Raw genomic sequence first — 17225 nt, 5'->3', positions numbered from 1 at the left:
CCCGGAGCAGTGAGCGCTGCTCCCGGCCACCGGCCCCGAACCGGCGTGATCAGGAGTTGAGTTCCTCCAGCGTCCTGCCCTTGGTCTCGACGGCGAACCACGCGATCACGGCGCCCACCGTGCCCACCACGGCGAGCTGCGCGAAGACCAGGGCCAGTCCGCCGCCCGCCCCGATCACGGCGCCGACGGCCACCGGGCCGAGAATGACTCCGCACCGGTTCCACAGGCCGCCGAACGCCGCACCCCTGGCCCGGTTGGACGTGGGGTACAGCTCGGGGGAGTACAGGTAGAGGCCCGCGTTGATGGCGTACAGGAAGAAGGTCGTACAGGAGGCGAACAGGGCCACCTGGCCGCCCGACGTCGCACCGGCGAGAGCCAGCACGGCGAGCGAGAGCACGGTCCCGACGAACGCGCCGATCAGGGCGGGCCTGCGGCCGATGCGGTCGATCAGCATGGCCACGACGAAGGTACCCAGCAGCCCCGTGACATTGCTGAGCAGGGTGTAGACGAGCGCCGTGGTGAGGTCCAGGCCGAACTCCTTCGTGTAGAGCGAAGGCAGCCAGGTGGAGATGCCGTGGTTCACGTAGTACGCCACGAACCACAGGCCGGACAGGACCGCCGTACGTCGCAGATAGCGCCCCCGGAACAGGTCCTTGAGGGAGCCCCGGGGCTCGTTCGGTGCGTCGGCGGACGGGGCCGGTGCGGGGAGCTCCTCGGAGGTCGCACGGGCGACCTCCGCCTCGATCCGGGCGATGGCCGCCTCGGCCTCGGCCGTGCGTCCACGGGACAGCAGCCAGCGCGGGGACTCCTCGACGTGGCGCGGCAGCATCACGCCGATCAGTACCGGCAGGGCGCCCACGAGGAACATCGCGCGCCAGCCGAAGGCGGGGACCACCCAGACGGCGAGCAGTGTGGCGGCCGCGAGTCCGGCCGGGAAGATCATCTCGTACAGGAGGACGAAGCGCCCCCGCTTGTCGGACCGGGCGATCTCGTTGATGTACGTGGCCGCGACCGGCACGACCCCGCCGATCCCGAGTCCCTGCACGAACCGGAAGACCGAGAACATCTCGATGCCGCCGGCGAAGGCCACCGCGAGGCTGGCGAGACCGGTGACGGCGACGCCCAGGGCGACGGTGCGCACCCGCCCGATGCGGTCGCCCAGCCAGCCGGCCGCCAGGGCACCGAGCAGCATGCCGATCGAGGCGGAGGTGACGGCGAAGGTGGCCTGTCCGGTGGACAGATGCCATTCCTTCATCAGGACGGGCAGCGCGGACGCGGCCAGCAGCTGGTCGAACGCCTCGAAGAAGGTGACGGCGCCGATCAGGAACCGGACCTTGATGTGCCAGCGCGAGTGCGGCAGTCGTTCAAGTCTCGCGGCGATGGAGCCGAGAGCGGGCTTGCCGGCCACAGTCGTCATGGAGGGTGTCCTTCCGCGGGCAGATGAGTTGCGGAGACAGTAGGGGGCTATATCTAAGTGGTCAATAGTTAAGAGCTTAGGAAGCTTGCCCTCCATGACTCGGTCACCATCATCGATGCCACGGATGCGGTGCTCAAGGACTCTTGGGCAACGATTTCACCTCGGGGTCTTGTGCCGAGAAACTTAAGCGCTTAGATTTCTAGCACTTCGGCAGTCCGGTGGCGGTAACCCAACGAGCCTGTCCGCACCCGGAGTCCACCCCCTTTCCGCCTCGTCCGGAGGTCCACCCGTGCTGCAGTTCCCCACCGAAATCCTGATCGCGGGCCACTGGCGGCGTGGTGCGGGCGAGCCCGTCGACACGATCGACCCGGCGAACGGCCGCGTCCTCGCCACCGTCCACTCCGCCTCGGCGGACGAGGTCGCCGAGGCGGCCGAAGCCGCGGCGGCGGCTGTGGCGGACCCGGCCTGGCGCGACCTGCCCGCCCATGAGCGGGCCCGGCTGCTGCACCGGATCGGCGAGCTCACCGAGCAGGCCGCCGACGAGCTCTCCGCCCTGCAGACCGCCGACACCGGCAAGACCCTCACCGAGACCAGGGCCCTCGCGCTCAGCGCGGCAGGCACCTTCCGCTACATGGCGGCCGTCCTGGAGACGGCGCAGGACTCGGTGACCCCGTCCCGCGGCCCGTACGTCACCGTGAGCACGCACGAGCCGATCGGAGTCGTCGGCGCCATCAATCCGTGGAACTCCCCGGTCGCCAGCGACGCGCAGAAGATCGCCCCCGCCCTCGCCGCCGGAAACGCGGTGATCCTCAAGCCCGCGGCCTGGACCCCCCTGGTCTCCCTGGCGCTCGGGCGGCTGATCTTCCAGGCGCTCGACGAGTTCCGGCTGCCGGCCGCACTGTTCTCCGTGCTCCCCGGAAGCGGCCGGGTGGTCGGTGACGCCCTCGTGCGCCACCCCCTCGTCGGCCGTATCGGATTCACCGGAGGCACCGAGACCGGGCGGTCCATCGCCGAGATCGCGGCCCGGAAGCTGATCCCCGCCTCGCTGGAGCTCGGCGGCAAGTCGCCGACGATCGTGCGTGCCGACGCCGACGTCGAACAGGCACTGGCCGGCGTGCTGTTCGGGATCTTCTCGTCCAGCGGCCAGTCCTGCATCGCAGGCTCCCGGCTCTTCGTGGCACGCGAGATCTACGACTCCTTCGTCGGCGAACTCGTCGAGCGCGTGCGCAAACTGCGGGTCGGCCCCGGCACCGACCCGGCCACCCAGGTCGGCCCCCTGGTGCACCACCGCCACCGCGACTCCGTCGCCGCCCACGTCGACCTCGCCCGGTCCGAAGGCGCCCGCGTGCTGTGCGGCGGATCGGCACCCGAGGGGGAGCTGTACGAGAAGGGGGCGTACTACCTGCCCACCGTGCTCGACGGCCTGGCGAACACCTCGCGCACCTGCCAGGAAGAGATCTTCGGCCCGGTCCTCGTCGCCCTGCCCTACGACGACGAGGACGACCTGGTCCGCCAGGCCAACGACTCCGTCTACGGCCTGGCCTGCGGCATCTGGACCCGCGACCTGCGCGCCGCCGGGGCGCTCGCACGCCGGATCGAGGCCGGAACCGTCTGGATCAACACGTACAAGCAGTTCAGCGCCTCCACCCCCTTCAGCGGGTGGAAGGACAGCGGCCTCGGCACGGAGAAGGGCCGCGACGCGATCCGCGCCTACCAGCGCCAGAAGTCCCTGTACTGGGGCATCTCGGACCACCCGCTTCCGTGGGCCAACTGACCCGGCACGCCTGCCCGTCCTGGAGGGACCCCATGCACCAAGCACCGCCCGGTCCGATCGCCCGGCTCCGCTCGCTCCGCTACGTCGAGCTGCACACCCCGGCCTTCACCGAGGCCGCCGACTTCTACGAGGACGTCTGGGGCCTCGAGACCGTCGAGTCCGACACCGGCGCCCGCTGGCTCCGCGGTACGAGCGACGAGCACCACGTCCTGCACCTGACCGAGCGGGACCGGGTCGGCCTCGGCAGGCTCGCCTTCGCCGTCGCCACGCCCGCCGAGGTCGACCAGGCGGCGCGGCGCCTCGAAGCGCGCTCCCTCGTGCCCGTCACCGGCCCCGGCCCGCTGGACCAGGCCGGCGGCGGCTACGGACTGCGCTTCACCGACCCCGAGGGCCGTCTCATCGAGATCAGCGCCCAGGTCGACGCCGTCGTGCCGCGCGGCAGGGACGGCGCAGTGCCCGTCGGGGTGACGCACGCCGTGCTCAACACCACCGACATCGACGCCGCGGTCGCCTTCTACTGCGATGTGCTCGGACTGCGCGTCTCCGACTGGTCCGAGCACCAGATGGCGTTCCTGCGCTGCAACAGCGACCACCACTGCATCGCCTTCAATCAGGCGGAGTGGACCTCGCTGAACCACGTGGCGTACGAGATGACCTCGGTAGACCACTTCATGCGGGGTCTCGGACGGCTGCGCCACCACGGCATCACCCCGCAGTGGGGCCCCGGCCGGCACGGCCCCGGAAACAACACCTTCTCCTACTTCACCGACCCCTCCGGCCTGGTCTGCGAGTACACCTCCGAGGTCGCCCAGATCGTCGAGGACGCCTGGATCGCCCGGGTGTGGCGGCGCGTCCCCGAGCTGTCCGACCTGTGGGGGACGGCCGGAGCGCCGTCCAAGGAGATCCGCTGCAGCATGGCCGGCTCCCCGGACCCCGGCCCCCTCGCCGGCCCCGACGCCCGGGGCCCCGGCCCGCTCGTTCCCGTAGACGCCCAGGAGGCAACCGCATGAGCACCGTACGCAAGGTCGCCGTCGTCGGCTGGGGCGCCATCGGGCGGGTCGTCGGCACCGCGCTCGCCGAAGGCCGCGTGACCGGGGCCGAGCTCGTCTGCGTCGTCGACAACCGCCCGCTCGGTGAGGCCGCCCCCGTGCGGCAGGCCACTTTCGAGGAGGCCCTGGAAGCCTGCGACCTCGTCGTCGAGGCCGCGGGACAGGGCGTCGTCCGCGAGTGGGGCGAGCGGGTGCTGGCCTCCGGCACCGATCTGCTGATCGCCTCCACCGGCGCGCTGACCGACGACGAGCTCACGAAGCGGCTGCTGTCGGCCGGCCCCGGCCGGGTGTACTTCACCGGCGGGGCCGTCGGCGGGCTCGACCTCCTCCAGGCGGTGCGCACCCTCGGCCCGCTCGACGAGGTCCGTCTGACCACCACCAAACTGCCGTCCACGCTCGAACAGCCCTGGATGGACGACGAGCTGCTGGAGCGGATGCGGACGGCGACCGGACCGGTCGAGGTCATGTCCGGAACCGCCCGGGACGTCCCGGTCAAATTCCCCAAGTCGACGAACGTGGCCGCCTCCGTCGCGCTGGCCGTCGGCGACCTGGACGCTGTGCGGGTCCAGGTCGTCGCCGACCCCGCGGCGCACCACACACGCCATGTTATCGAGGCGTCCGGCGGACACGGCACGTACCGCTTCGAGGTCGCGCACCTGCCCGACCCCGGCAACCCCGCCACCAGCCAGGTGGTGCCGTACGCCGTACTCCGCAGTCTGGCCGCCCTCGCCGGCCGGACCGGGCAGATCCTGTGAGCGCCGTCGACGTCCACGTCGAGGAGGCGGGCGACCACGGCCCCCTGCTGCTCTGCCTGCACGGCATCGGATCCTCCTCGGCCGCCTTCGCCCCGCAGCTCGCCGAACTCTCCGCCTACGTACGGGTCGTGGCCTGGGACGCCCCCGGGTATGCCAAGTCGCCCGACCCCGAGGCCCCCCTCGGCCTCGACGACTACGCGGACGCCGCGGCCGCGCTCATCCGTGAGCGCGCCACGACCGCGCACGTCCTCGGCGTCTCCTGGGGCGGTGTGATCGCGCTGCGGCTCGCAGTCCGCCACCCGGAGCTGGTCGCGTCGCTGATCGTCGCCGACTCCAGCCCGGGCTCGGGCACCGACGAGGCCAAGGCGGCCGGCATGCGCGCCAGGGCGACCGACCTGGCCGAGCTGGGCCCCCGTGCCTTCGCCGAGGCCCGGGGCCCGCGACTCGTGTCGCCCGACGCGCCGGACGAGCTGGTGCGCCGCGTCGTGGACACCATGGCCGCCTCGGTGAGGCTGCCGGGCTACGCGTACGCCGCCGAGTCCATGGCCTCCGCCGACCTGCGCGCCGAACTCCCCTCCATCGCCGCCCCCACCCTCGTGCTCTGCGGCGAGCAGGACCGGGTCACCGGAATCGAGGCGAGCCAGGCCATCGCGGGAGCCATCCACAAGACCGCCTACGTGATCGTCAAGGACGCCGGTCACCTGGCCAACCAGGAGCAGCCGGGCCACTTCGACGCCTGGGTGCTCTCCCACCTCCGCATCACCGCATCCATCCCCGAATAGGAGCCTCCACCATGCCTCTGACCACCGACGCGTACGACAACGGCGACGACCTCTCCGCGTACACCGACTCCCTGATCGCCACCAAGACCTCCCGGATCGCCGACTTCGACACCCTGTCCTTCCAGGAGAAGGCCGGCCCGCAGTTCCGCCGCGGCCAGATCCGTTACGTCGGCTCCGGCGCCACCGGCAACCACGAGAGCGACAGCCGGATCCTCCCCTCCGGCGGGTTCACCTTCTCCAACATGCTGCTGCCGCCCGGCGCCGAGGGCCCGGCCCACACCCACCACGACGTCGAGGAGGCCTTCTTCGTCCTGGAGGGCGAGGTCAAGGTCGGCATCCACCGCGGTGCCGACGAGGCCGAGTACCGCACCCTGGGCTACCGCGACATGATCGTCGTCCCCGCCGGGGTGACCCGTTCGCTCAAGAACGAGGGCGACACCGACGCCCTGTTCTGCGTCGTCATCGGCACTCAGAAGCCCCAGGTGCCGACCTACCCCGAGTACTCGCCGATGCACGGCGTCACCCGTGGCTGACGAGCCCCCGGCAGGCCGGCGCTCCGTCGTCGTCACCGGAGCGGGCCGTGGCCTGGGACTGGCCATGGCCCGCCGGGCGGGCACCGACGGCTTCCGGGTCGTCCTCGCCGAACTGGAACAGGAGCGGGGCGAGCGCGCCGCGGCCGGACTGCGCGCGGAGGGCATCGACGCCCACTTCGTACGCTGCGACGTCGCCGACCCGGCCTCGGTGGAGGCGCTCGCCGACGCCGTGCGTGAACTGGGTCCGCTGTACGGCCTGGTCAACAACGCGGCACTCGCCAACGGTGTGGGCGGGCGTGAGTTCCAGGACATCGACGTCGAGGTGTGGGACCGGCTGATGGCGGTCAACGCCCGCAGCCCCTGGCTGGTGTCGAAAGCCCTGTACCCGCTCTTCACCGGGCCCGGCCGCATCGTCAACCTCGCCTCGGACGCCGCGCTGTACGGCTCCCCGCGCCTTGCCCACTACATCGCCTCCAAGGGCGCCGTCATCGCGCTGACCCGCGCCATGGCACGCGAACTCGGCGAGAAGGGGATCACCGTCAACGCGGTGGCCCCCGGCCTCACCGAGTGCGAGGCGACCGAGACCGTGCCCGCCGAGCGGCACGACCTCTACCGCATGAACCGGGCCATCTCCCGGCCGCAGCAGCCGGACGACCTCACCGGGGTCGTCTCCTTCCTGCTCGGCGAGGAATCCCGCTATCTGACCGGACAGGTGATCGCCGTCAACGGCGGCTTCACCATGAACTGAACCGCAGGAGACACGAGTTATGGATCTGGGCCTCGCCGACCGCACCATCGTGGTCACCGGCGGCAGCTCGGGCGTCGGCCTGGCCACGGTCCGCGCCCTGCTCGACGAGGGCGCCCGCGTCGCCACCTGCGGCCGTGACGCCGGCCGGCTGGCCGAGGCGGCCGCCGGAACCGGCGCCGGGAGCGACCGTCTGCTGACCGGCGTGTGCGACGTACGGGACGCCGGCGCCGTCCGCGGCTTCGTCGGCCGCGCCGCCGAGCACTTCGGCGGCATCGACGGACTGGTCAACAACGCCGGACAGTCCCGGATGAAGGGGCTCGACGACTCCACCGCCGAGGACTGGCGCGACGAGCTGGAGCTGAAGTTCGCCGGGGTGCTCAACCCCCTCCAGGCGGCGCGCCCGCATCTGGCCGCGTCCGGGGCGGCGAGCGTCGTCAACATCAACGCGGTCCTGGCCAAGCAGCCGGAGACCCGGCTGATCACCACGAGCGCCGCGCGCGCCGGCATCCTCAACCTCTCGAAGTCCCTCTCCGTCGAACTCGCCGGCGACGGAATCCGGGTCAACTCCGTCTGCCTCGGACTCGTCGACACCGGCCAGTGGACCCGCCGTTACGCGGCCGCGGGCTCCGGACGGTCGTACGAGGAATGGCAGGCGGAACTCGCCGAGGACCGGGGCATCGCGCTGGGCCGCCTCGGCCGGGCCGAGGAGGTCGCGTACGCGGTCGTGGCCCTGCTCTCTCCCCGCGCCTCCTACATCACCGGCACCAGCATCGACGTCTGCGGCGGCGTCGGCCGCTCCATCCTCTGAGGAGACACCATGCGTCACGACAACGGAGGCGATCTTCTCGTCACCGTCCTGCGCGAACTCGGCATCGACACCGTCTTCGGCATCGTCAGCGTCCACAACCTGCCGCTCGTCGAAGCCGTCGACCGTGAACTGCGGTTCGTCCCCGTGCGGCACGAGGCATCCGCCGTCAACGCCGCCGACGCCTACGGCCGAGCCCGGGGCACCCTCGGCTGCGCCCTGACCTCTACCGGCACCGGCGCGGGCAACGCGGCCGGATCGCTGATCGAGGCGCTCAGCGCCGGCAGCTCCGTGCTGCACATCACCGGCCAGGTGGAGAGCGAATTCCTCGGCAGCGGACGGGGATTCATCCACGAGACCAAGGACCAGCTCGGCATGCTGAAGGCCGTCTCCGCGTACGCCGCGAGCGTGCCGGACGCCGTCCAGGCGGGCCGGATCCTGCGCGAGGCGGCCCGCTCGGCACTGACCGCGCCGGGCGGCCCCGCCAGCGTGGAGTGGCCCATCGACCTCCAGTACGCGGCACAGACCGACGAACCCGCCGAGTACGAGGCACCCGCCCCCGTCGCACCCTCCGACGGTGAACTCGCCGCAGCGGGAGCACTCCTGGCCTCCGCGCGCCGCCCGGTCGTCTGGGCCGGCGGCGGAGCGAACACCGCCCGCGGTGAGCTGGCCCGGCTGCTGGAGGCGACCGGCGCCGGTCTGATCACCTCGAACTCCGGACGGGGCAGCGTGCCCGAGGACCACGAGCAGGTCATCGGGAACTTCGCCACCACACCAGCCGTACGAGCCCTGCTCGCCGACGCGGACCTCCTGCTGACCATCGGCACGCACTTCCGGTCGAACGAGACCGCGGACTACACCCTGGAACTCCCCGGGACGCACATCCAGATCGACGTCGAGGCGGCGGCACTCGGCAGGGTCTACCCGGCCACCCACCAGCTGCACGGCGACGCGGCCGGCGTCCTGGCGGGCCTGCTGCCCCACGCGGTGACCGCCGAACCCGGCTGGACGGAACGTGTCGGCGCCGTACGCACCGAGGTACGCGCGATCCTGCACGACAACATCGGACCCCAGGCCGCGATCTGCGACGCGATCCGCGCCGCCCTTCCCCGCGAGGCCGTCGTCGCACGCGATGTCACCATCCCCTCCAGCAGCTGGGGCAACCGTCTCCTGGAGATGTACGACCCGAAGGACAACGTCTTCCCGCGCGGCGGCGGCATCGGACAGGGACTCGGCATGGGCATCGGCGCGGCGCTCGCGCGGCCCGGCGCGCCCACCGTCGTGATCGCCGGCGACGGTGGACTCGCCGTCCACCTGGGCGAGCTCCTCACTCTCGCCCAGGAGCGGCCCCGGCTGACCCTGATCGTCTTCAACGACGGGGGCTACGGAGTCCTGCGCAACATGCAGGACCACTACAGCGAGCGCCGTTCCGGAGTCGACCTGACCACCCCGGACTTCGAGCTGCTGGCCCGCGCCTGCGGACTGCCGTACGCGCGCGTCTCGGCCGAGGAGCACGCGGGGCCGGTGCTCGCAGAAGCCATCGGCTCGGACGGCCCCACGCTCGTGGAGGTCGACCTGAACGCCCTCGGCCCCATGAAGAGCCCGTTCACCCCGCCCGTGAGGATCCCGGGCCAGTAGCCCGGCCGCCCGAACTGCCGGTAAGGAGGCAACAGACCATGAGCGAGGATTCGCTGCGGCTGACCGTCCGTCGCATGACCTGGGAGGCCGAGGGCGTCCTGTCCGTCGAGCTGACCCACCCCGACGGCAAACCCCTGCCCGCCTGGACCCCTGGCGCGCACCTCGACGTCCACGCCGGCGGCCAGGTCCGCCAGTACAGCCTGTGCGGCGACCCGCACAGCCCCGACGTCTACCGCATCGGCGTGCTCAACGAACCTTCCTCGCGCGGCGGTTCACGATTCGTGCACACCCAGCTGCGGCCGGGTCAGCAGATCACCGTCTCCGAGCCGCGTAACCACTTCGCGCTGGAGGACGTTGACGCCTATGTGTTCGTCGCCGGCGGAATCGGGATCACCCCGCTACTGGCGATGGCCCGGGAGGCGGCCCGCCGGGGAGCCGAGTGGCGCATGGTCTACGGCGGCAGGAGCCGGGCCTCCATGGCGTTCACCGGCGAACTCGACGCGCTCGGCGGCGACGTCACGCTCGTCCCGCAGGACGAACACGGCCACATCGACCTGGACTCCGTGCTCGCCGAGCTGCCCGAGGGCACCCTCGTGTACTCGTGCGGACCCGAACCGCTGCTCGCGGCCGTCGAACAGCGGTGCCCCCAGGACCGGCTGCGCCTGGAGCGGTTCGCCGCGCCGACCGTGGAACGCACCGGCGACGACGAGGCGTTCGAGGTCGAATGCCGTACCTCCGGGACGACGCTCACCGTCGGCGCCGGAACCTCCGTCCTGGAGGCCGCGGAGGAGGCCGGGCTCACCGTGAACAACTCGTGCCGTGACGGGATCTGCGGCTCCTGCGAGACCCGGGTGCTCGAAGGAACGCCCGACCACCGCGACTTCCTGCTCAGTGAGGCCGAACGAGCCAAGGGCGCCACGATGATGATCTGCGTCTCGCGGTGCGCCTCCGGCCGGCTCGTCCTCGACCTGTGACACCTCCCCCCGCACCTTCAGGAGACACCGTGACCGACACCTGGCCCTACCTGGACGTCCACCAGTCCCGTACGCACGAGCCGACACCGTACGAGTACAAACTCGCCGCCACCCTCGAAGAGGTCTTCACCCGCGAGGGCCACGAGCTCGGCGATGTCGTGCGCGGGCTCAACGCCCGCCAGGTCCACGCCGCCGACGGCAGCCCCTGGACCGAGGAGTCCTTCCGCGCCGAGATGAACCGACTGGGAGCCTGACCATGACGCTGTCGTCCTCCGCCACCGCGGACCACATCTACGCCACCGGCCTGCGCAACCAGTGGCACCCGGTCGTCCCCTCGCACTTCGTGGCCCCCGGCGCGATGCGCAAGGTGACCGCGCTCGGCGAGCAGTGGCTGCTGTTCCGGCGCTCCGACGGAGCCCTGTCCATGCTCGCCGACCGCTGCCCGCACCGAGGGGCCCCGCTGTCGCTCGGCAAACACCTCGGTGACCGGGTCGCCTGCTGGTACCACGGCGTGGAGGTCGAGCCCGACGGAACCGTCTCCTCCGTCCCCGGGCTGCCGGGCTGCAGCCTGGAGGGCAAGAAGCTGGTGACCTCGCTGCCGGTGCGTGAGGTGGCGGGCGCGATCCTCGCCTACTTCGGTGACGAGGAGCACCCCGAACCCGCCGAGCTGACGCTGCCCGAGCCGCTGACCGACCCCGACGTGGACGCGTTCCTCTGCTACGCCGAGTGGAACTCGCCCTGGCGGTACGCCGTGGAGAACCTGCTCGACCCCATGCACGGCGCATTCCTGCACCACGACTCGCACACGATGTTCGACGGTGACACGACCGCCAAGTTCCGCATCCGGGAGACCGATCGCGGCTACTTCTTCGAGAAGACCGACCAGCGCGGCGTCAACTTCGACTGGGTGGAGCTCTGCCGCACCGGAGTGGACTGGGTCGACCTCTCGATCCCGTACCCCCCGTCGGCGGGCCCCGGCGGTCCGTTCGGGATCGTCGGCATGGTCTGCCCGGTGGACGAGCAGCGCAGCGGTGTCTTCTTCTGGCGCTACCGCCGGGTCGAGGACTGGCAGCGCGCGTCCTGGCGTTTCCTGTACCGGACGCTGATCGAGCAGCGCCACTGGGACGTCCTGGAACAGGACCGCGTGATGCTGGAGGCCATGCCCGCCGACGCCGACCAGCGGGAGAATCTCTACCAGCACGACCTCGGCGTGGTGCGGCTGCGCCGGCTCTACCGCGCGGCGGCCGAGTCCCAGTCGACGGCGGGCGCCTGAGCCTGTCACCTCCCGGAGAGGTTCACCAGGGGAGAGGGCCCAAGATGTCGAAATAGCCGCCGGTCGGACCGTCCGGCCCCACCTGGGCCATACGGACGATGATCTCGGCCCCCTCCTCGACGGTCTGGATGCCCCGGTGCCCGTTCAGGTCCGTGGCGGTGAAACCGGGCTCGACCGCGTTGATCCGGATTCCCGGGAAGGCCTTCGCGTACTGGACGGTGATCATGTTGAGGGCGGTCTTGGACGCGGGATAGGCGACACCGGGGTACGCATGGGCCGGTGTGTCCGGCGAGCTGACCCGGGTCAGCGACGCCAGACCGCTGCTCACGTTCACCACGACCGGTGCGGCGGAACGCCGCAGCAGCGGCAGGAACGCGTGGGTGACGCGCACCGGTCCGTAGACGTTCGTCTCGAAGGCCTGCCGGACCGTGTCCGCGGTCGTCTCCTCCGCTCCGACCACCGTTCCCTCGACCCCGGCGTTGTTGATCAGCACGTCCAGCCCGCCGTCGGACTCGACGGCCTTCGCGGCCGCCGCGACGGAGGCGCCGTCGGTGACGTCGATGTGAATCATGCGCGTGCCCAGCCGCTCGGCGGCCTGCCGTCCGCGCTCGGCGTCCCGGCTGCCTACGTACACGGTGTGTCCTGCCTCGACGAGCCTGCGTGCGGTCTCGAATCCGAGACCCTTGTTCGCTCCGGTGATCAGTGTGGTGGTCATGCCCCAAGCCTCCGCCGGCATGGTCCGGCCTACCAGTGACCCCGTTTTCCTGGGACCGGCGGTACCAGGAAAAGGGATGTCCGACGGTGCACACTGGTGGCATGGCGACGGCGGAATTCGGCAAGGCGGTGCGCCGCCGGCGCGACCGAATCTCACCGGGGGACACCGGGCTGCCCGTCGGCGGGCGGCGCCGTGCGTCAGGACTGCGCCGCGAGGAGCTGGCGCTGCTGGCCGGGATCTCCGTCGACTACGTCACCCGGCTCGAACAGGGCCGCGCGTCCCACCCGTCGGCGCAGGTCGTCGAGGCACTGGCACGGGCCCTGCGCATGGGCGAGGAGGAACGCGCACACCTGTTCCAGCTCGCCGGTCTGGCCACACCGGGCCCGGACACCGTGCCCGCCTACATCCCGCCGAGTGTCCACCGAATGCTGGACCGGCTGGCCGGGACACCCGTCGCGGTCTTCGACGCCGCATGGACCCTGCTGCTGGCCAACGCGCCCTACGCGGCGCTGATGGGCGACCCGTCGGGGTGGCGGGGCAACGAACGCAACGGGGTGTGGCGCAACTTGGTCGGCCCGCCCGGCAGAGCCCGGCACGCACCGGATTCCCGAAGCCGTTTCGAGACCGCCCTGGTCTCCGACCTGCGCACGGCCGCCGCCCGCTATCCGGCCGACGAACCGCTGAAGCACCTGATCGCGGAACTTCGCACGCACAGTGGCCGGTTCGCCGAACTGTGGGACTCCGGCGCGGCAGGCCGGCACGAGGCGGCACGCAAGACCATCGACCACCCCGACGTCGGCCACGTGACCCTGGACTGCGACGTGCTCACCGTGGCGGGCAGCGACCTGCACGTCATGATCTACACCGCCGAGCCCGGCACACAGGACGCCGAACGCCTCGCCGCGCTCACGGAGCCGGCGGACCGTCCCGGTCCCGGCCCGCAAGGCGTGGGGTCCACGGATGGGGCCCGTAGGTCCGCGTGATCGCACCGGCGAGCCACCGCCTCTGCGGTTGTGTGAGTACGGGCAGCACCGCGGCGAAGTCCTGCTCGTCCTTCGGCCGGGGCGCCTTGGCCTTGTAGTAGAGCTGAACCTCCGGGGCCAGAAAGGGAATACCCTCGGCCGAGACCGCGCCCAGCGTGCCGACCGGCCGGCGTACGAGGGCGTCGCGCCGCGACACCCACTCCTCGCCGTCCGACTCGTCCAGCATGACCTGGATCCGCCAGGGGGCGTCCGGGCCGGGACGGCACCAGATGTCGTGGACCCCCGGGGGCAGGACCTCGCCCGGCGCCCACGGCCGCAGACTCCCGGGCGGATCCGCCGCCCACCACTCCCAGCCCGGCAGGGCACGCTGCGCCGCGAGCTGGTCGCGCCGCAGCAGCAGGACGTCGATGTCGCCGTGGCTGCGGATCCGGTGACCCACCGCCAGTTCGACGGCGGTGCCACCGGCCACCCACCAGTCGCACTCCAGGCCGGAGAAGCGGGCGGCCACCTCACCGGGAGGGGCCGGGTCCCACGCGCCGAAGGGCGCCCGGATGCGTGTCATGCCCGCCATCCTTCCTCGGCCCGCCCGGTTCGGCGACGGTGACGGCGAGGCCGTCGGCGGCCCGGTCCCGTTCGAGGTGCGCGTGGACACGGCGCAGCAGGACGGTGAACCGGTCGCGCTCCGTCGTGGGTGAGCGGAGCGAGGAGGTCCGCCTCGGTGGCGGACACGTCGGTGTTGAGCCCTGCCAGGGCGCACCTGCCCGCGGGTGTCAGGGCGACCTCGATGCGGCGGCGGTCCGAGGGGTCGCGGGCGCATTCGACGTAACCGGCCGCGTCGAGGTCGGTGACGGTCCTGGTCAGATCGCTCTGGTTCATGTCCAGCCGCGAGGCGAGATCGCCTTTGGACAGCGGGCCGGCATCGTCCAGCATGGCCAGGATGGTCAGGTGCCACAGCCGCAGCCCGTGAGCGGTCAGGGTGTCGGTGAGCCTGCGCCGCGCGGCCTTGCCCGTCGCGTACATGAGATAGGCGTTGAGGTTCAGCACGCTCGGCGGCGTCATGCCTGCGGTCCGGGGATCGTGCGCCGTCCCCGGGGAGCTCTGCTGTTGCATGGTTCTTCCTAACGTGGCGACGGCCGGGGGAGAGCCGAGGCTCAGGGCCGACCGGTGAGGTAGCCGCCCATCGAGGTGAAGTACTCGGTCGCGGGCATCTCCTCACCGTCCTCCGTACGCACCCGGGTGACGGCCAGGCCGCGGTTGCGGCCGGTCCGGGCGTCCGCCCCGGCGACGATCACCACGCCGTCCCCCTCGCGGTAGAAGATCCGGCCGGGGGTACCGCCGTAGCGGCCTTCCGACAGGACCGCCGTCAGGATCTCCAGACGCCTGCCCCTGTGGTGGGTGAACGCGCTGGGGTACGGGGCGGACTGCGCGCGCACGAGACGCTCCAGGTCCTCGGCCGGCCAGTTCCAGTCGATGCGGATGTCCTCGGCGGACCGCTTGTGGAAGAAGCTGGCCAAGGACCGGTCCTGCGCCGTGAAGTCCGTACGTCCGGAGGCGATGAGGTCGAGTGCGTCCGTGGTGACGGGGGCGATCAGGTCGACCGTCCTGTGGAACAGGTCCGTGGCCGTGTCGGCGGGTCCGACCTCCACGGCGCGCTGCACCACGATGTCGCCGGCGTCGAGCTCGGCGTCCATCATGTGCGCGGTCACGCCCACCTCGCGCTCCCCGTTGATCAGCGCCCAGATCAGCGGGGAGAAGCCCGCGTACTTCGGGAGCAGCGAATCGTGCACGTTCAGCGTTCCGTGCCGGGGGAGTCCGTAGATGTGCGGGGGGATCCACGTACGCCAGTTGTTGGCCACGATGATGTCCGGCTCCGCCTCCTTGAGCCGGGTGAACAGCTCCTCGTCGTCGGGCCGGTCTCGGATCAGGACGGGCACGCCGTTCTCCTCGGCGAGATCGGCGACCGAGTCGCTCCAGATCTTCTCGTACGCGTGCTCGCTCCTGGGATGCGTCACCACCATCACGACGTCATGTGCGGAGTCCAGAAGGGCCCGCAGGGTCCGGTGCCCCCAGGTCTGATAACCGAACATGACGACCCGCATGGGTTCCTCCTCGGAACGACGACGCACGAAGCTTAGTTAAGCAAGCCTAACCTAAGCATGCAATGCCTGATGTTCCAGGGCGAGTTGACGGGGGCTCATTCAGGGTTCGCCCGTTTTGCCCCGTCGACAGGGTGCGTTGATGAGGTTAGCTTTACCTAAGTTCGCCCGGCTGGCGCTCAGTCGGTGTGCCTCGTTCCGTTTTCCCCACGTCCGCCACGCGGCCGCCCGGCACCATGGGAGTGACATGTCACAGGCTTCACCCGACGATGCACCACCGGTCCACGACCTCATAGGAATCGGCTTCGGACCGTCCAATGTGGCGATGGCCATCGCGCTCACCGAGCGCAACTCACGCGTCGGCAGGCAGGAGGCCGTCACCGCTCACTTCTTCGAGAGACAGCCGCGGTTCGGCTGGCACCGCGGAATGCTGATCGACGACGCCACGATGCAGGTGTCCTTCCTCAAGGACCTGGTGACGCTTCGGAACCCGTCGAGTGAGTTCAGCTTCCTCTGCTACCTGCAGAGCGAGGGGCGCCTGGTCGACTTCGTCAACGGCAAGAGCCTCTTTCCGCTGCGGGTCGAGTTCCACGCCTACTTCGAATGGGCCGCCGCCAAGGTGGACGACATGGTGTCCTACGGGCACGAGGTCATCGCCGTCCGTCCTGTCGTACGCGACGGTGTCGTGGAGTACGTGGACGTGACCGCCCGTTCGGGATCGGAGGTCGTGGTCCACCGGGCCCGCAACCTCGTGATCGGTACCGGGCTGCGTCCGCAGATGCCCGAGGGCGTCAACCGTACGGACCGGATCTGGCACACGTCCGACCTGCTGGCCCGGGTGGACGGCCTGGAGGGGAAGGAGCCGCCGTCCCGCTTCGTCGTGGTCGGCGCCGGTCAGAGCGCCGCCGAGAACGTGGCGTACCTGCACCGCCGCTTCCCGGAGGCGGAGGTCTGCGCGGTCTTCTCCCGCTACGGCTACAGCCCCGCCGACGACAGCGGCTTCGCCAACCGGATCTTCGACCCGGACGCGGTCGACGAGTACTTCACGGCCCCGGACGAGACAAAACGCAAACTGATGGACTACCACGGCAACACCAACTACGCCGTGGTGGACATCGACCTCATCGACGACCTCTACCGCATGGCCTACCAGGAGAAGGTGCTCGGTACGGAGCGCCTGCGATTCCTCAACGTCTCCCGGGTGGCCGACGCCGTCGAGACGCCGGACTCGGTCCGCACTACGGTCGAGTCGCTGGTCACCGGGGAGCGGACGACGCTGGAGGCCGATGTGGTCGTCTACGCCACCGGCTATCTGCCCGCCGACGCCCTCGGCCTGCTCGGCGACATCGGGGATCACTGCCGGCTCGACGACCGGGGGCGCGTCCGTGTCGAGCGCGACTACCGCGTGGCGACCGATCCCGGACTGCGCTGCGGCATCTATCTGCAGGGCGGCACGGAGCACACCCACGGCATCACTTCGTCCCTGCTGTCCAACACCGCGATCAGGGTCGGCGAGATCCTCGACTCGATCGTCGAGCGAGGGCGGAAGGAGGCGCCCGGCCTGTCTCACGACTCCGTCGGCGAGATCAGCACACCCCTCTGAGGCAGGCCTCCGGCCCCGTCCCTCCGCGCCCGTCCCGCCGCCCGGCCACGGCCGGCCGCCCGGCCCGCTGACTCCTTCAG

The 17225-nt window shown here is 71.0% G+C and carries 18 protein-coding genes; 13 read left to right on the top strand and 5 right to left on the bottom strand.

Going from position 1 to position 17225, the window contains the following annotated elements:
- Positions 1 to 49: 49 nt before the first annotated feature.
- The gene (locus ACFWFI_RS28370) at positions 50 to 1417 is read right to left on the bottom strand and encodes an MFS transporter (RefSeq protein ID WP_387395408.1); all 1368 of its coding nucleotides are present in this window, start codon (positions 1415 to 1417) and stop codon (positions 50 to 52) included.
- Between the two features lie 289 nt (positions 1418 to 1706).
- Here ACFWFI_RS28370 and ACFWFI_RS28365 point away from each other — a divergent pair, with 289 nt between their 5' ends.
- The 11 genes from ACFWFI_RS28365 to ACFWFI_RS28315 are packed head-to-tail and all read left to right on the top strand — an operon-like array spanning position 1707 to position 11748.
- Positions 1707 to 3191, top strand: a complete 1485-nt coding sequence (locus tag ACFWFI_RS28365) for an aldehyde dehydrogenase (RefSeq protein ID WP_387395405.1) — start codon at positions 1707 to 1709, stop codon at positions 3189 to 3191.
- Positions 3192 to 3223: 32 nt separating this feature from the next.
- Entirely contained in the window at positions 3224 to 4201 is a 978-nt protein-coding gene (locus ACFWFI_RS28360) for a VOC family protein (protein WP_387395402.1), read from the top strand.
- Positions 4198 to 4995, top strand: a complete 798-nt coding sequence (locus tag ACFWFI_RS28355) for an aspartate dehydrogenase domain-containing protein (protein WP_387395399.1) — start codon at positions 4198 to 4200, stop codon at positions 4993 to 4995. The genes ACFWFI_RS28360 and ACFWFI_RS28355 overlap by 4 nt, the downstream gene beginning before the upstream one ends.
- Complete coding sequence (locus tag ACFWFI_RS28350) at positions 4992 to 5777, top strand: alpha/beta fold hydrolase (RefSeq protein WP_387395396.1); 786 nt, start codon at positions 4992 to 4994, stop codon at positions 5775 to 5777. The genes ACFWFI_RS28355 and ACFWFI_RS28350 overlap by 4 nt, the downstream gene beginning before the upstream one ends.
- Before the next feature lie 11 nt (positions 5778 to 5788).
- Positions 5789 to 6310, top strand: a complete 522-nt coding sequence (locus ACFWFI_RS28345) for a cupin domain-containing protein (RefSeq protein ID WP_387395393.1) — start codon at positions 5789 to 5791, stop codon at positions 6308 to 6310.
- The gene (locus tag ACFWFI_RS28340) at positions 6303 to 7058 is read left to right on the top strand and encodes an SDR family oxidoreductase (RefSeq protein ID WP_387395390.1); all 756 of its coding nucleotides are present in this window, start codon (positions 6303 to 6305) and stop codon (positions 7056 to 7058) included. Before ACFWFI_RS28345 ends, ACFWFI_RS28340 begins: the two co-directional genes overlap by 8 nt.
- 19 nt (positions 7059 to 7077) lie before the next feature.
- Complete coding sequence (locus ACFWFI_RS28335; protein ID WP_387395387.1) at positions 7078 to 7866, top strand: SDR family oxidoreductase; 789 nt, start codon at positions 7078 to 7080, stop codon at positions 7864 to 7866.
- A 9-nt stretch (positions 7867 to 7875) separates the two neighbouring features.
- Positions 7876 to 9501, top strand: a complete 1626-nt coding sequence (locus ACFWFI_RS28330) for a thiamine pyrophosphate-binding protein (RefSeq protein ID WP_387395384.1) — start codon at positions 7876 to 7878, stop codon at positions 9499 to 9501.
- 38 nt (positions 9502 to 9539) lie between these two features.
- Positions 9540 to 10475 carry a PDR/VanB family oxidoreductase gene (locus ACFWFI_RS28325; protein WP_387395381.1) on the top strand — a complete coding sequence of 312 codons (936 nt, stop codon included), beginning with the start codon at positions 9540 to 9542 and terminating at the stop codon, positions 10473 to 10475.
- A 29-nt stretch (positions 10476 to 10504) separates the two neighbouring features.
- A complete protein-coding gene (locus ACFWFI_RS28320) occupies positions 10505 to 10729 on the top strand; it encodes a recombinase-like helix-turn-helix domain-containing protein (RefSeq protein ID WP_387395378.1) in 225 nt (74 codons plus the stop codon).
- 2 nt (positions 10730 to 10731) lie between these two features.
- Entirely contained in the window at positions 10732 to 11748 is a 1017-nt protein-coding gene (locus ACFWFI_RS28315; RefSeq protein WP_387395375.1) for a Rieske 2Fe-2S domain-containing protein, read from the top strand.
- Between the two features lie 22 nt (positions 11749 to 11770).
- Here the strand turns inward: ACFWFI_RS28315 and ACFWFI_RS28310 are convergent, their stop codons facing one another.
- Positions 11771 to 12463, bottom strand: coding sequence for an SDR family NAD(P)-dependent oxidoreductase (locus ACFWFI_RS28310; RefSeq protein WP_387395372.1), 693 nt, complete (start codon positions 12461 to 12463; stop codon positions 11771 to 11773).
- Positions 12464 to 12564: 101 nt separating this feature from the next.
- On the opposite strand from ACFWFI_RS28310, the gene ACFWFI_RS28305 reads away from it, so the two are divergent.
- On the top strand, positions 12565 to 13446 hold the full coding sequence (locus tag ACFWFI_RS28305) for a helix-turn-helix transcriptional regulator (RefSeq protein WP_387395370.1): 882 nt from the start codon (positions 12565 to 12567) through the stop codon (positions 13444 to 13446).
- On the opposite strand, the gene ACFWFI_RS28300 is transcribed toward ACFWFI_RS28305, so the two are convergent.
- Genes ACFWFI_RS28300 through ACFWFI_RS28290 form a run of 3 tightly spaced genes read right to left on the bottom strand, consistent with a single transcriptional unit; the run spans position 13370 to position 15545 of the window.
- Complete coding sequence (locus ACFWFI_RS28300) at positions 13370 to 14008, bottom strand: nucleotidyltransferase domain-containing protein (protein ID WP_387395367.1); 639 nt, start codon at positions 14006 to 14008, stop codon at positions 13370 to 13372. The two genes, ACFWFI_RS28305 and ACFWFI_RS28300, sit on opposite strands and share 77 nt — an antisense overlap.
- Complete coding sequence (locus ACFWFI_RS28295; RefSeq protein WP_387395365.1) at positions 14005 to 14556, bottom strand: MarR family winged helix-turn-helix transcriptional regulator; 552 nt, start codon at positions 14554 to 14556, stop codon at positions 14005 to 14007. Before ACFWFI_RS28295 ends, ACFWFI_RS28300 begins: the two co-directional genes overlap by 4 nt.
- A gap of 41 nt (positions 14557 to 14597) precedes the next feature.
- Positions 14598 to 15545, bottom strand: coding sequence for a methionyl-tRNA formyltransferase (locus ACFWFI_RS28290; protein ID WP_387395362.1), 948 nt, complete (start codon positions 15543 to 15545; stop codon positions 14598 to 14600).
- A gap of 244 nt (positions 15546 to 15789) precedes the next feature.
- On the opposite strand from ACFWFI_RS28290, the gene ACFWFI_RS28285 reads away from it, so the two are divergent.
- On the top strand, positions 15790 to 17145 hold the full coding sequence (locus ACFWFI_RS28285; protein WP_387395360.1) for a lysine N(6)-hydroxylase/L-ornithine N(5)-oxygenase family protein: 1356 nt from the start codon (positions 15790 to 15792) through the stop codon (positions 17143 to 17145).
- The last annotated feature ends 80 nt before the right edge of the window (positions 17146 to 17225 follow it).

Source organism: Streptomyces sp. NPDC060209 (assembly GCF_042728155.1).
GTDB lineage: Bacteria > Actinomycetota > Actinomycetes > Streptomycetales > Streptomycetaceae > Streptomyces.
The sequence above is the reverse complement of the archived record's forward strand: the minus strand, read 5'-3'. Positions and strand labels throughout refer to the sequence as shown.